A 13,947-nucleotide genomic window follows, 5' to 3' on the forward strand; every position below is an offset into this window, starting at 1 on the left:
GTCCTGCTGGGGAAAACGGGAACGACAGATCAGGGAGATGCTCTCGGTCCGCGAACCGCGAGCGAAAACGTGCAGCACTGCAGCGGGTAAGCTCCGTGGTGCCTCACGCTGCGGTGGCTTCGGGTTCAAAGCAGCGCAAGCCGCGAGCAGTGCGGAAGGCGCGAGCTTAGCGTTTGTCCGCCTTTAGAGGAGATAAGCTAAGCCGAGGCCAATGCCCCAGTCTGGCGACGCAAGGCGACCGATCATCCCCGTCGGCCGTACCAGGAGACGATCGGAGAAATGCAAATCAACTCCCGGCCATACCGTGAGGTCGACATTGCGGAAGCCGCCCTGATGGAAGACGCGAATGACGGTCTCCCCACGCAGTGTGTAAAAGTCGTTGCCCTTGAGGAACAAAGTCCAACTATTGTTGAACACGTCGGGCACGTCACCGGTGAACATCTCGTACCCAACCTGACCGCCGAGTCCGATTCGCTTCCAAGTGACCCGTCCGGCGACGAACGGATTGAGGCCCACTTCGTCCGTGCCAAACTCTTTGCGTTTGGAGCCCGACGGCACGGACACTTGCACACCGGCGGTCCAGCGGATGAGGTCACCGAGCGGCTGCGTGAACTTGCCGTACAGTTGCACGTCGCCCATGTCTTCTCGAGTTTGTTTCTCGCCGGCTACGGTGCGGCTTTCGATGTAGCCGGGCAGCAAAAAACCAATTTCCGCATTTTTCGCGAGGCCATACGACCCGATGAGGTTGAACACCCCGCCATCGCTGCCGATGGCTTCACGCCGGACTTGTGGAGGCTTGGGAATCCGAAAGCCAATGAGATTAAGGCGTGCGCCTTCCGGGTCCTCAATTTTGATTCCTTGCACCTCGAGGCGAAAGCGCCCTTCGTCCACCGTCACGGGGTCCACAATAAAGCTGCGGAACGACCGCTCCTTCCCAGAGAGCTCCATTCCGCGAGACTGCGCGCCGATCACTCCAGCCAGTAGGATTACCGCGATCCCAACCCACCGCCGAACTGCGTCACCCATCGCTTCCCCTCCTTAAAAACCAGCCGGCCCGCCACCTGGCGCCGCGCAAGGCTTCCCAGACTGTACGGCCGTGCAATTTGGTGGCCGATGCTATGCCGTTGCACGCGAAGTTGTCAAGCGTTGGCGCCGATTCGGCCGGCGGCCTTCTCGTCGCCTCACGACTCCAGTTTGGCAAGAAGTTCGCGGACGTAGCGCTCCGACTCCGCCGTTGGGCTTCCCAACATGCGCGCCAACTCACGGACTCGTTCTTCACCGGAAATGGCGCGCGCGGTCGTGAACGTGCGCCCCCCACGGACGAGTTTTTCCAGCGCGAGATGGTGGTCGGCAAAGGCGGCGATTTGCGGCAGGTGGGTGATGCAGAGTACTTGCTGTTGGCGCGCGAGGGCGCGCAGCCGCTTTCCGACGGCAGTCGCCGTCGTGCCACCGATGCCGGCATCGACTTCGTCGAAAATCCACAGCGCCCCAGGACTGCCCCCGCCACCGAGCACCTTGAGGGCCAGCATCACGCGGGAGAGTTCCCCACCAGAAGCAACCCGGGCCAGCGGCCGGGGCTCTTCGCCAGGGTTGGCCGACAAGTAAAATTCCGCTTCGTCGGCACCGCTCGCCGTGAGTTCCGCTACTTTCAGAGGGTCGGACGCGCCGCCATTGGTCGTTGCCGCTTGCCGCTGGAAGCGCACCTCGAACACGGCTTTGCCCATACCGAGCGCTTGTAGCTCTTTGCGGATTTTCTCGGCGAGCCGCCGGGCAGCTTCGGCCCGTTCACGCGAAAGCTCGCCAGCGACGCGCTCTGCCTCGGCGAGAGCACGGACAGCCTCGCGCTCGAGGGTTTCCGTGTTTTCCGTGCCCTGCTCGAGCAAAGCCGCTTCTGCTCGAATGCGCTGCAAAACCTGGGGAAGATCATCGGCCGTACAGGCGTACTTGCGCTTGAGGCGGGCAATTAGGGCGAGGCGGTCTTCGATGAATGCCAGCCGCTCGGGGTCGAATTCAAGCCGATCGAGGTAGCGGCGCACTTGAAAGGCGGCCTCGCGCAGCAGCGTCGAGGCTTGGGCCACGAGTTGTGCGCTATCGCTGAGTTGCGGATCGATTGCGCTCGCCTCTTCTAAAGCATGGGTGATGCGGGCAGCGAGGCTGAGCACGGGTTGTTCGCCGGAGTCCAGCGCAGCCTCGCTCTCGACACACAGCCGCTGCAACTTTTCCACATGGCGGAGCTTTTCCCGCTCTTGCTGCAACGCCGCCTCCTCGCCCTCGGTCACACCAGCTTGTTCGAGTTCCGCCACCTGAAACCGGAGCAGCTCGAGACGCTCGCGCCCAATGTCTGCCATGCGACGCACTTCGGCAAGGCGCTGCGCCAGAGCGCGCCACGCATGGTATGCTTGATTCATCCGCGCACGTAGCGGCGCGAGCGCACCAAAGGCGTCGAGGATGTCGAGGTGGGTTTCGTTGCGCAGCAGCGAAGTCTGCTCATGTTGCCCGTAAATGCGCACGAGTGCGCTGCCTAAGTTGGCCAATTGCGCGGCCGACACTGCCGCGCCGTTGACCCACGCACGGGTGCGACCGTTGCGGTAGAGTACCCGTCGCACGACAATGTCGGGTGCGCTTGGAAGGCCGACGGTGTCGAGGATCTCGCTGGGAACTTCCTCGAACAGGCCTTCGACACTTCCTTCCTCGGCCGCGGTGCGAACGAGGTCAGCATTGGCCCTTTCGCCGCAGAGCAACGACAAGGCACGAATGACGATGCTCTTCCCAGCCCCAGTCTCGCCGGTCAGGACGTTGAAGCCCGGCTCGAACTCCAGGGTGAGTTCGTCGACCACTGCCAATTGTCGAATCGTTAGGGATCGCAGCATGCGCCCGACTGTCGTTTACGTCTGGCCACTTAACGTTCGCCCCAGCGCAACTTACTGCGCAGCACTTCAAAGTAGCTGCGTTGCGGCGACTGCACGAGCGGCGCTCGCACCGGTGCTTTACGGATTTCGACGATATCGCCGGTAAGCAGCGGGAACGCTTCTTGCCCGTCGATGGTGAGGACCACGTCCTCACCCGGGGTTTCCACGGCCACCTGCACCACGGCGCGGTCGGGAAGCACGATCGGCCGATTTGTCAGCGTGTGCGGGCAAATGGGGCTGAGCAGGAGCACCTCGACTGCGGGGTGCACAATCGGGCCGCCAGCCGAGAGCGAGTAGGCAGTGGAGCCGGTGGGAGTCGTGACGATGAGCCCGTCGGCCTTGTACACGCACAACTCTTGGCCATCAACCAACGTGCGCAGGTCGATCATGCGAGCGAGCACGCCTTTGTTAATCACGGCGTCGTTCAACGCCAAACGCTCGGTCTGTATTTGTTCGCCGCGTTGCCAACGCACGGAGAGCATCATGCGGCGGTCGATCAGCATGTGCCCGCCTAAAAGGGCCTCCATGAAGGGGAACAGTTCGTCCACCGTGGTTGCGGTAAGGAACCCGAGTCCGCCGAGGTTGACTCCCAAAATGGGCACTTCTCGTGTCTTGAGCAGTCGCGCCACACTCAGAATGGAACCGTCGCCGCCGAGCACGACGACAAGGTCGACCATGTTGATGAGCTGCTCACGTTCGGCAGCAGCGGCGTCGGGCACGTCTGAGCGAAGAGCCCGCTCCACGACCACGTTCACTTGTCGGGTGCGCAACCACGCGCTGAGCTCTCGCGCAACGGCCGCTGCTCGGGGTTGGCCCCGCTTGGCGACGATTCCAATTGAGTTCATGGCGGCACGCTACCATAGCATGGGAGCGGCCAGCTACGGCCTGTCGGAAACGGCGCCCTTAGGGCCGGTAGCGCTTGCTCTGTCGCACAGCGTTGCTAGCAAGCGCACATCGGGTCACGGGCAACTGGCGCGAGGCGGTTGAGGGTGGATAGAAACGAGAAGGAGCGAGGCAGGAGGCGCGCCACCGCACTTTTGCTCGTTACTGCTTGCGCAGGTTTCGCAGCATTCACAGGGGGGCGTGCTCTCCACGGCCAGCCCGTGGCAGGAACAGTGGGCGCGAGCTCTGCGCAAGAGCTCTTGGAGCAATGCCCGATCGGAGAGGTGCGTACTGATGTCATCGTGCCCGCCCCGCCCGAGTTGGTGCGGGCGCCACGGAAGGAAGCCTGGGAGCGCCGCTTTCCGAGCAAAGACGCCTTACTCGTTGCGCTGCAGGAGCGGTTGGCTGGTTGGCCGGAGCGGCTGCCGGCGGCCATGCCGGAACTACCGGAGGAGCCGACGCAGTTTTTGCAGCAGGTGGCGCGCGACACGTGGCGCGGATTGCGGTCGTTGCGCGACCGGGAGCACGGGCTGCCGATTGACCACGTGCGCTGGCTGGGTTTCGACTTCGATCCTCGCCGAGCCCAAATTGGTGACTACACAAGCAGCTCGAACCTTGGCTTATTTCTTCTGGCCGCAGTGGCCGCGCGCGAGTTGGGCTTGGAAACCCACGAGAGCACCGTGGCCCTGGTCCGCGACGTGTTCGATACCATGGAGCGGCTCGAGCGCTACGAGGGGTTTTTCTTTAATTACTACGACACGACCTCGCTCGAGCGCACGAGCCATTTTGTCTCGTTTGTCGATTCCTCCTGGCTGACCGCGGCGTTGGTCGTGGTGCGCAATGCGCTACCGGAACTCGCCCCGCGCGCCACGCGGTTTTTGTCGCGCGAAGACTATGGATTCTTTTACGATCGCGCACGCGGGCAAATGCGCCACGGCTACTACGTGAAGCCGGGGCTCATTTCTCCTTTTCATTACGGGATGTTGTTCACCGAGGCTCGCTTGGGGAGCTTGCTCGCCATTGGCAAAGGCGATGTCCCGCGGGCGCACTGGTACGGGATGGTGCGCACCTATCCTCCTGGTTGCCGGTGGCAGCGGCAGTTGCCGCTCCAGCCTGCGGCCGAGCGGAAAAATGGCTTCGTCGTGTATCGGGGGTACTATCAGTGGAACGGGGTGTCTTATGTCCCTTCGTGGGGCGGTAGCATGTTCGAGGCGCTCATGCCGCTCCTTGTGATCGACGAAGCACGCCATGCTCCCCACGGTTGGGGGGCGAATGCCCGAGCACATGCCGTAGTCCAACGCCGCTGGAGCGAAGAAGAGTTGCACCAGGTGGTGTGGGGGCAATCGCCGTGTATGAATCCGCACGGGCTCGACTACCGGGAGTTTGGAGTTCCGCCGCTCGGTGCTCGTGGCTACCCAAGTGGAGCCGTAACCCCTCATGCCGCCGCGCTCGCACTCGCCGTCACCCCGGCGGACGCCATTGCGAACTTGCAGCGATTAGCTCGAGAATACCCTTTGTACGCTGACTTTGGATTTTTCGATGCCGTGGATCCTGCCACCGGGGTGGTGGCTCGTGGCTACTTGAACCTGGATCAAGCCATGATCGTCGTTGCCATTGCCAACCACCTCGTTCCGGGTGGGGTGCGCCAGTACTTTGAACGGGATCCGTGGGTCCGCCGGGCGTTACCGTTGCTGGCGGAGGAAAATCTCTTCGGCGCTCTTGACCCAGCGGTGGCCCGCCAGTAAGTGAACGATCGTTCACTTGGGAAGGAGGACCCAGTATGCGTACGCCAATCTGCGACCGCCTCAAGATCGAGCTGCCAATTTTTGCCTTTAGTCACTGTCGCGACGTGGTCGCCGAGGTCAGCAAGGCAGGCGGTTTCGGCGTTTTAGGGGCGGTCGGGTTCACACCCGAACAGCTCGAAGTCGAACTCCAGTGGATTGATGAACACGTAGGCGACCATCCGTACGGAGTCGATATTGTGATCCCGGGCAAGTACGAAGGCATGGGTGAGCTCGACCCGGTGAAGTTGGAAGAGCAACTCCGCGCGATGATTCCGCCTGAGCACATTGCGTTCGCGGAGAAGATTTTGGAAGAACACGGTGTGCCAAAGCTGCCACCGGGAGAGCGCCCTGTGGGCCAACTGTTAGGTTGGACCGCGGCCACCGCCACTCCGCAAGTGGAGGTGGCGCTTAAGCATGAGAAGGTACGTCTGATCGCCAATGCGTTGGGGACCCCGCCGAAGGACGTGATCGACGAGATCCATGCCACCGGTCGCTTGGTTGCGGCACTGTGTGGTTCGGCGAAGCACGCGCTGTCACACAAAGAAGCGGGCGTGGATATCGTGGTGGCCCAAGGTACGGAAGGCGGCGGCCACACCGGCGAAATCGGTAGCATCGTGCTGTGGCCGGAGGTGATCGATGCGGTGGCCCCATTGCCGGTGCTTGCTGCGGGAGGAATCGGCACCGGGAGGCAAATCGCCGCTGCACTCGCCATGGGTGCGCAAGGGGTGTGGACCGGTTCGTTGTGGCTCACGGTGCGCGAGGCGGATGTGCCGCCGGCACAGATGGAATGCTATTTGCGGGCCACGAGCCGTGATACCGTGCGCTCGCGTTCGTTCACGGGGAAGCCATGCCGCATGCTGCGCAACGCTTGGACCGAAGCATGGGAGCGCCCCGATGCACCGAAACCTTTGGGGATGCCGCTGCAATTCATGGTGACGGCCGATGCCGTTGCCCGCGGCCACCGCTACGCCGAAAAAGCGAAGGATGTCTTGTTCAACCCGGTAGGGCAGATTGTCGGCCGCTTGAACACCGTGCGGAGCGTGAAGGAAGTCATCTACGACTTGGTGCAAGAGTACCTCGAGGCAGTGGAGCGTTTGCAGCGCCTAACGAACCTTGAAAGCCAAGCGGCTTGATGGAGCACGGGACAAACGACTGACAGAAAAAGTCGCGCCCGGTGCGCGTCCCGCCAATCGTGCTCCGACGTGCCATCAGGCGGATGTGCAGGCGAGGCCCACTTGTTGTCGGGCTTTGGGCTGCGTAGAGCTGCAGCGAGCGAACTCCGCACATGGCCAGTGTCACGTTGAAGCACGTATCGAAGATATTTCCCAACGGCGCCGTGGCTCTGGACGGCATCGATCTCGAAGTGGGAGATGGCGAGCTGCTCGTCGTGGTGGGGCCCTCGGGCTGCGGCAAGTCGACGCTGCTCCGCATCGTGGCAGGCTTGGAAGAGGTCAGCCAGGGAGAGGTGTGGATCGGGTCGACGTTGGTCAATGGTTTGTCCCCGCAACGGCGCAATGTCGCCATGGTCTTTCAAGACTATGCGCTGTACCCCCACCTCACGGTGGCGGACAACCTAGCGTTCCCGCTGCGCATGCGGGGAATGCCGCGCGCAGAGCGCCGCGAGCGCATTCAGCGGGTGGCCCGCCTGCTGGAAATTGAGTCGTTGCTCGACCGTTATCCGGCGGAACTTTCCGGCGGGCAGCGCCAGCGCGTGGCCATGGGGCGCGCGCTGGTGCGTGAGCCCACGGTGTCGCTGTTCGACGAGCCGCTTTCCAACCTGGATGCCAAGCTGCGCGTGAGTGTGCGGGCGGAAATTGCGGCCATTCAGGAACGCACCGGGACGACGATGATTTACGTCACCCATGACCAGACGGAGGCGATGACGCTCGGTCACCGTGTTGCCGTGCTCGATCGTGGGCGCCTGCAACAAGTTGCGCCACCGCGCACGCTGTACGACGAGCCCGCAAATGCCTTTGTCGCCGGGTTTATCGGCAACCCGCCGATGAATTTGTTTGCTGCCCGAGTAGGGGCGGCGGCCGGGCGGTGGTGGTTGGAAGCTGGCGACGGCCGTTTCCCTCTGCTGGCAGAACGGATCCGTTTTCCGGTGGAGAGCAGCGACCCGGTCATAGCCGGAGTTCGTCCGGAAGCCATCGCCTGCAGCCGCACAGCCCAGGAATGCGCGCTGCCCGCGCAGGTCGAACACGTGGAGCAGCTCGGACACGAAACCCTGCTCTATCTTCGCTTGGCCGGTGCCCCGGCCATTCGCTGGGTGGCACGCCTTCCCGGCATGCAAGCGATCAAAAAGGGAGACCGCGTATTCGTGCAGGTTCCGCCTGAGCGCTGGTATGTGTTTCCCGCGTCTGCAGACGAAGGCCAACTTCAAGGGCAAGCGCCTCCGCCCCAAAGTCGCAACACAGCCAAGTAGGGCACGCAGGTGCGTCGCTCCTGCACCCAAGTTCGCGCCGCTTCCAAGCTGAGCTTGCGGCTCGCCTGCAAGTAGGCGATGGCCACAGTGGGAGCTCGGTTGATGCCGGCGTTGCAGTGCAAATACACCCGGCAGCCTTCAGCCGCACGTTGGGAGATCCATTCGACAGCCGGCGTCAGTGCTCGAAGGAGCTCTTGGTTGGCACCGTCCGCCACTGGAATGCGGTGGAACATGATGCCGTGGGATGAGAACGCCTGGGCGAGGGCGGTAAGCGAGAGATTTTTTGCCACGAGGTCGGAATCGTGCTGCAAGCTCAGGACAGCGTTGATGCGAAGGTCTCTGGCGAGCCACGGAGCGTCGCTCGGGAGTAGGTATTCTCCGATCACGAGCTCGGGAACAATTTCGTTACACGAGGGTTGAGGAGTGGGTCGCCCGGGAGGGCCCCAAGCGCGCAACCAGTAGCTCATTGGGCTCCGCTTGTATGCGAGTTGCCACCCGCGCACAAGTTGCACGCAGCCACTAATCGGTGGCGTGCGCGATTGGAGGCCAGGCCAACCGCAGCGCGCGTAGGGGTTGCTGGGACGCGCAAGCTGCGCTGCGTAAGTTGGATGCGGCGGCGAGCGAAGATGGGGATGGCTTTTGACTTTTCTCTGGTGTGCCACATAAATAGTGTGCGTTCGTGGAAGGAGGACGGATGGCAAACACTGCTCGCGTGTTGGTGGGAATCCTTGCTGGGCTGTGCTTGTGGAATGTGCTGCAGGGGCCGGGCTGGGCGCAGCGGGGCCGCGTAACCAATCCACAAGAAATTGCTGCGGTGCTGACTGTGCGCGACGTCCGCGTTGATGGTGATGTGGTGCGGGCCACGCTGGTCAACCAGTCGCCGCGCCGCTTGGCGGATGTGCGGCTGTTGATTCGCCATTCATGGCTGTGGAACAACGAGCGGAATCCGGGCTCGGACAACCCTGGGCGGACCGACACCTATACGATTCCCGATGAAATCCCGGCTGGGGGCACCTACAACCTTGTGTACAAGATTGTTCCTCCCTTGCCGCGTCGCCACGACGGGCGATTTGTGACCACGGTCGAGTTAATTGGTTTTACTGAAGTTGGCTTCTAGTCGACCCGAGCACAGAGAACACCCCCCTCCGTGGTTTACTGCCGAGCGGCCGCGGATCGGCATTTCTGCCTGCTTGCTCGGGAAGCCGGTGCGGTACGACGGTGGGCACAAGCGTGATCCGTTTCTGACGGAAACGTTTGGGCAGTTCGTGGAATGGGTGCCGGTTTGTCCGGAGGTGGAACTCGGGCTCGGCGTACCGCGGCCGACCCTTCGCCTGGAAGCCGACGAAACTGGTGTCCGCCTGCGCGTGCCTAGCACCGGCGCAGACCTTACCGCTGCGATGCAACGTTGGGCGGATAAAAAGCTCCGCGCACTCGCCGGAGAGCAGTTGAGCGGCTTCGTGGTAAAAAAAGATTCGCCGAGTTGCGGCATGGAGCGAGTACGCGTCTATCAAGGGAGTGGGGCGCCGCGGCGCGGCGGCACGGGGCTGTTTACTGCTGCATTGCGCGCGGCGTGGCCGCTGTTGCCTGTGGAAGAAGAGGGGCGGCTGCACGACCCGCGGTTGCGGGAAAATTTCGTTGAACGAGTGTTTGCCTACCAGCGGCTGCAACGGATGTTTCGCGGCCGTTGGAGCGTAGGGCAGGTGGTGGCGTTCCATACCGCTCACAAACTACAGTTGCTCGCGCACTCGCCGCGACTCTACCGTGAATTGGGCCAATTGGTCGCACATGTTCGCGAGTTCAGCCGCGAGGAGTTCCGTGCGCGCTACGCGGAGCAATTCATGCGCGCGTTGCAAACCTTGGCCACGCCTGCCCGGCACACGAACGTGTTGCAGCACATGATGGGGTATTTGCGCGAGCACATTGATGGCGAAGCGCGCGCAGAGCTTGTACAGCTGATCGGCGAATATCGGCGTGGTTTGGTTCCTCTAGTCGTGCCGCTTACCCTCCTCAATCATTTCGTTCGCCGGCATCGAATCGCTTACCTGCTCGGGCAAACGTACCTCGAGCCGCACCCACGCGAGCTGATGCTGCGCAATCACGTGTAGGCGCGGCGCCGGCCAGAGCCGCGGACGGCTCTTTGGCAATGTGGGGGATCACCCGGCTTATTTGGGAGCGTCCGTATTGACCCAGCGGATGTAGGCGATGAGCGCATCCACCTGCTCGTCGGTGAGGAAGTCGTAGGCTGGCATGTACACACGCTGCCGTTCCAAAAAGAAGCGAGCGATCGGGTGGGTGCGCAACCGCTCGATGCTGCCCTCGCGAATCCACTGGCGCAGCTCGGCATCGCTGCGCACAAGGTCGCGAAAGTCGTGACCCCACCACCCGGGGATGTAGCCTTTGAAGGAGCCAGGATTGGCGGGTCCGCCACTGCCCATGGGGCCGTGGCAGTGAAAGCAGCCGAGTTGCACTGCCAGTTCGTGGCCCTGGGCGGCAACCGGATCGGAGGGAACGACCAAGTCCGAGCGGGCGCGAATGTAGGCAACCAGGTCGTCCACTTCGCGCTCGCTCAACATGCCTCGGTACGCCGGCATAACCAGCAGCCACTTGCGCGTCTTCTCACGGTATTCGGGGTCCTGCCGCTTGCGGGCAGGGGCACCATCTAAAATGTACTCCCGCAGTTCGTGGTCGTCCTTCGCCCACATCATCGGCACGCCGCCGGCAAAACCTGGCACTTCTTCGTCTTCGCTGCCGGGGTTCTTCACGCCGCCGATGCCGTCCGGACCGTGGCAGGTAAAGCAGCCAGAGCGCAGCGCCACCTCATAGCCGCGACGAGGGGCCGTGACCTCCACATTCAGCACCAGCGCGCGCCCGTAAGGATACAAGAGCGCACCCAGGGTGAGGGAAAAGGCAATCGCCCAACCTCGTTTCCGTAACGATTCCACCAACCGCTGCACCTGCCCACCTCGTCGATTCGTTCAGAGATCCACCACCACCGTGGCAACCCACCGCCCGTCCTCTTGGTGCACCGACAGGCGGTGCAAGGTGACCGCTTTCACGTCGGCACTCAACAGATGCCGCTCGCGATCTGCCCGTTCGCCCGCGAGTTCAGCCGAGGCTCGCCGCGGGATGGCGTCAGCAGCGACGGCGCAGCGGACGACCCTCAGGAGCAACTGCTCGGCATCTTTGTAGTACAGAATCTCTTCGAGGAAGCGGACGAGCAACAAATCCAGGTCGTCGTGCTCGACGGTGAATGCGCGCGTTTCCCGAGGCTCGACCGCCTCCGGGTTTGCCACCATTAGGGCGAGTAACGCGTCAGCGGCGCTGTGGAAGCATTCGTCTAGCGTCGTACCCCACGCCTCAAAACCGGCGTCGGAGATGGGCGCGTCTTCCAGCCAACGAAAGGGCACAAACGACCTCTCAGCCCTTCACGTTGCCGACCGGCGTGAACCGCACCACGGGCAAGCTCAGCCCCGCCTCCGTTGTCGCCGCGACCACCGCATCGATGTTCTTGTACGCCGCACCCGCTTCTTCGGCTAAGCCGCCGTAAGACACACTGCGGACGTAAATGCCGCGCGCGGCTAACTGCTGTTCCAGTTCTTTGCCGCGAAACTGCTTCTTGGCGGCATGGCGGCTCATCGTACGGCCACTACCGTGCGCGGTGGTGAAAAACGCTTGCTTCCCGGTGGGCACGCCGCGCAGCAGGTAGGATCCGGTTTCCATACTGCCGCCAATGATCACTGGCTGGCCGATCTCGCGATACATTGCCGGTACGTCAGGCATGCCGGGAGCGAAGGCACGTGTGGCTCCTTTGCGGTGCACCAGGAGCTTGCGGCGCTGACCGCCGACTTCGTGTTCCTCGAGTTTGGCCGTGTTGTGACACACGTCGTACACCATCTCGAGTCCGAGTTCACGAGCGTCGCGATGCAGCACCTCGGAAAACACCTCACGCACCCGATGCAGGATCATTTGCCGGTTGGCGAAGGACATGTTGATTCCGCACTTCATCGCGGCGAAGTACGCTTGGCCCTCCGGCGAGCGGAAGGGAGCGCAGGCCAAATCGCGGTCGGGCAAGACGATGCCCCATTTCTTCTCCATGAGTGGGGCGAACTGCTGGACGTAGTCGCTCGCAATTTGGTGGCCGAAGCCGCGGCTGCCGCAGTGAAACATGATGACCACTTGGTAAGGCTTGGTGATACCCATGACTGCTGCAGCGTGTGGATCGAAGATGTGCTCGGGCTTGACAATTTGGATTTCCAGGTAGTGGTTACCCGATCCTAACGTGCCCACTTGAGTGCGGCCGCGTTCCAGCGCGCGGCGGCTCACCTTGCTCGGATCGGCGCCGGCAATCGCGCCGCCTTCTTCGGTGCGCTCGAGATCCTCTGGCCAGCCGTAACCGCGGGCAACGCACCAGCGCGCCCCTTGTACCGCGACTTCGGCGAATTCATCGTCGCTCAGCTTCAAAAAGCCGTGCGCACCGACGCCAGCGGGAACTCGCCGATACAAAGCGTCGACCAAGTCGCGAATGTGCTCGCGAATCTCGTCGTATACCAAATTGGTTCGCACCAAGCGCATCCCGCAGTTGATGTCGAAACCTATGCCACCTGGCGAAATCACCCCGTGATCGGGGTCCATCGCCGCCATGCCGCCGATGGGAAAGCCGTAACCCCAATGGCCATCGGGCATACAGAAAGCGCGATCGACGATGCCCGGGAGCATGGCGACATTCGTCACCTGTTCGAACACGCCATCATCCATTTGCGCGAGCAAGTCGGGGGTGGCGTAAATCCGTGCGGGCACGCGCATGCCCGGTTTCGCATCGGGAGGGATCTCCCAGGTTGCCGGACCAACTTGGACGCACTTCTTGCGCAGCTCGGAGCCCTTCGTCGCTGGAACGGCCATGGGTCCTAAACTACTCGCACGGGGCCTTCCTGGCAACGGTGCGCGGCGATCCACAGTGCTTGCAAGCACGGCCAGAGAGGGCGAATAGGAGGCGGCGCATGCGGTATGTCCTGGAGCAATGCGTGTCGCACGCACAGGTCGATTTTATCGGGGAGCAAAAGCTGTCCGACTTGCTCAGCTGGTTCGAGCAGGCGGCGGTGGAGGCTTCGCAGGCATGCGGGTGGGGTCCCGCGGAGTACAGCCTCGCTGGGTGCGTATGGATCATCCGGCGCACCCGAGTGTGGCGCTTTGCCCCGGTGGGCGGGTTGGATCACCTGCGGGTAGAAACCCGCGTGGCCGATGTGCGGCGGGCGCGCTCGCTGCGCGAGTACTGCGTGTGGCGCGGGACAACGAAAGTGGCTGAAGGCGTCAGCGACTGGGTGTATTACGATCTCGAGCGCCGCCGGCCGGCGCGGGTGCCAGCCGAACTCAGCAGCGCTTTGTACGGATCGGAGCCGGTGCCCAGCTTGGAGCGCAGCCCACATCCGTGGTCGGAGCGGCCGGAGCCCGCGGATCGGCTGCGAGTTGCCGTGCGGCCGTCGGATCTCGACCACTTGCAGCACGTGAACAATGCCACCTACGCAGACCTGCTCGACGACGCCGTCCTGGCCTGGTGTGCGGCGCACGGTTGGCCGCTGCCGCGCATGCTGGCCCACGGAGGAGCCCTGCGCCCTGTGGGCCTCGACGTGGAGTACCTGGACGATGCGGGCAGCGGCACCGAACTGTTGATTGACACCTGGGGCTCATGGTCCGACGGCCCCGGCAGCGCGCCCGAGCAGGCAGAGTTTGTGCAGTCCGTGCGGGCGAATTCGGGGGTGGTGGTAGCCCGCGCCGTTAGCCACTACGTATGGCGGACTTGCGCCCCAGTGCTCGGTCGGCCACCACGCTAGCCTGAGGTTGGCGGTGTCGCTGGGCTTCGCAGTTTCGACCCCTCCCAGAACTCAATCGGCCACTGCGCCCCCAAGTGAATCGCCAGTGGGCGGGGAACAGCTTGCGCTGATCCCCGCCC

General features: G+C 63.0%; 13 protein-coding genes. 6 read left to right on the forward strand and 7 right to left on the reverse strand.

Going from position 1 to position 13,947, the window contains the following annotated elements:
- Window positions 1–183: 183 nt before the first annotated feature.
- The 3 genes from N3C12_02060 to N3C12_02070 form a co-directional block, all read right to left on the reverse strand.
- On the reverse strand, window positions 184–1,026 hold the full coding sequence (locus N3C12_02060; protein ID MCX8071225.1) for a hypothetical protein: 843 nt from the start codon (window positions 1,024–1,026) through the stop codon (window positions 184–186).
- Window positions 1,027–1,181: 155 nt separating this feature from the next.
- On the reverse strand, window positions 1,182–2,870 hold the full coding sequence (gene recN / locus N3C12_02065; GenBank protein MCX8071226.1) for a DNA repair protein RecN: 1,689 nt from the start codon (window positions 2,868–2,870) through the stop codon (window positions 1,182–1,184).
- A 29-nt stretch (window positions 2,871–2,899) separates the two neighbouring features.
- On the reverse strand, window positions 2,900–3,754 hold the full coding sequence (locus tag N3C12_02070) for an NAD(+)/NADH kinase (GenBank protein MCX8071227.1): 855 nt from the start codon (window positions 3,752–3,754) through the stop codon (window positions 2,900–2,902).
- 270 nt (window positions 3,755–4,024) lie between these two features.
- Between N3C12_02070 and N3C12_02075 the strand changes: the two genes are divergently transcribed.
- The 3 genes from N3C12_02075 to N3C12_02085 all read left to right on the forward strand — a co-directional run bounded on the left by N3C12_02075 (window position 4,025) and on the right by N3C12_02085 (window position 8,000).
- Entirely contained in the window at window positions 4,025–5,536 is a 1,512-nt protein-coding gene (locus N3C12_02075) for a hypothetical protein (GenBank protein MCX8071228.1), read from the forward strand.
- Window positions 5,537–5,571: 35 nt separating this feature from the next.
- On the forward strand, window positions 5,572–6,708 hold the full coding sequence (locus N3C12_02080) for a nitronate monooxygenase family protein (GenBank protein MCX8071229.1): 1,137 nt from the start codon (window positions 5,572–5,574) through the stop codon (window positions 6,706–6,708).
- A 152-nt stretch (window positions 6,709–6,860) separates the two neighbouring features.
- Window positions 6,861–8,000: an ABC transporter ATP-binding protein gene (locus N3C12_02085; GenBank protein MCX8071230.1), complete on the forward strand. Its 1,140-nt coding sequence runs from the start codon at window positions 6,861–6,863 to the stop codon at window positions 7,998–8,000.
- On the opposite strand, the gene N3C12_02090 is transcribed toward N3C12_02085, so the two are convergent.
- Complete coding sequence (locus N3C12_02090) at window positions 7,955–8,467, reverse strand: dual specificity protein phosphatase family protein (protein MCX8071231.1); 513 nt, start codon at window positions 8,465–8,467, stop codon at window positions 7,955–7,957. The two genes, N3C12_02085 and N3C12_02090, sit on opposite strands and share 46 nt — an antisense overlap.
- Before the next feature lie 227 nt (window positions 8,468–8,694).
- On the opposite strand from N3C12_02090, the gene N3C12_02095 reads away from it, so the two are divergent.
- Together N3C12_02095 and N3C12_02100 are read left to right on the forward strand one after the other, a co-directional pair.
- Window positions 8,695–9,117, forward strand: coding sequence for a hypothetical protein (locus N3C12_02095; protein ID MCX8071232.1), 423 nt, complete (start codon window positions 8,695–8,697; stop codon window positions 9,115–9,117).
- Window positions 9,107–10,105 (forward strand): DUF523 and DUF1722 domain-containing protein, encoded by a 999-nt coding sequence (locus N3C12_02100; GenBank protein ID MCX8071233.1) that lies wholly within the window; start codon window positions 9,107–9,109, stop codon window positions 10,103–10,105. The genes N3C12_02095 and N3C12_02100 overlap by 11 nt, the downstream gene beginning before the upstream one ends.
- Window positions 10,106–10,162: 57 nt before the next feature.
- On the opposite strand, the gene N3C12_02105 is transcribed toward N3C12_02100, so the two are convergent.
- The 3 genes from N3C12_02105 to N3C12_02115 are packed head-to-tail and all read right to left on the reverse strand — an operon-like array spanning window position 10,163 to window position 12,803.
- The gene (locus N3C12_02105; protein ID MCX8071234.1) at window positions 10,163–10,954 is read right to left on the reverse strand and encodes a c-type cytochrome; all 792 of its coding nucleotides are present in this window, start codon (window positions 10,952–10,954) and stop codon (window positions 10,163–10,165) included.
- Between the two features lie 21 nt (window positions 10,955–10,975).
- Window positions 10,976–11,407: an archease gene (locus N3C12_02110; protein MCX8071235.1), complete on the reverse strand. Its 432-nt coding sequence runs from the start codon at window positions 11,405–11,407 to the stop codon at window positions 10,976–10,978.
- A gap of 10 nt (window positions 11,408–11,417) precedes the next feature.
- Window positions 11,418–12,803: an RtcB family protein gene (locus tag N3C12_02115; GenBank protein MCX8071236.1), complete on the reverse strand. Its 1,386-nt coding sequence runs from the start codon at window positions 12,801–12,803 to the stop codon at window positions 11,418–11,420.
- Window positions 12,804–12,997: 194 nt separating this feature from the next.
- Here N3C12_02115 and N3C12_02120 point away from each other — a divergent pair, with 194 nt between their 5' ends.
- A complete protein-coding gene (locus N3C12_02120) occupies window positions 12,998–13,828 on the forward strand; it encodes a thioesterase (GenBank protein ID MCX8071237.1) in 831 nt (276 codons plus the stop codon).
- Window positions 13,829–13,947 lie beyond the last annotated feature (119 nt).

The sequence above is a fragment of the Candidatus Binatia bacterium genome (assembly GCA_026415395.1).
In the GTDB taxonomy this organism is placed as follows: Bacteria; Desulfobacterota; Binatia; order HRBIN30; family HRBIN30; genus HRBIN30.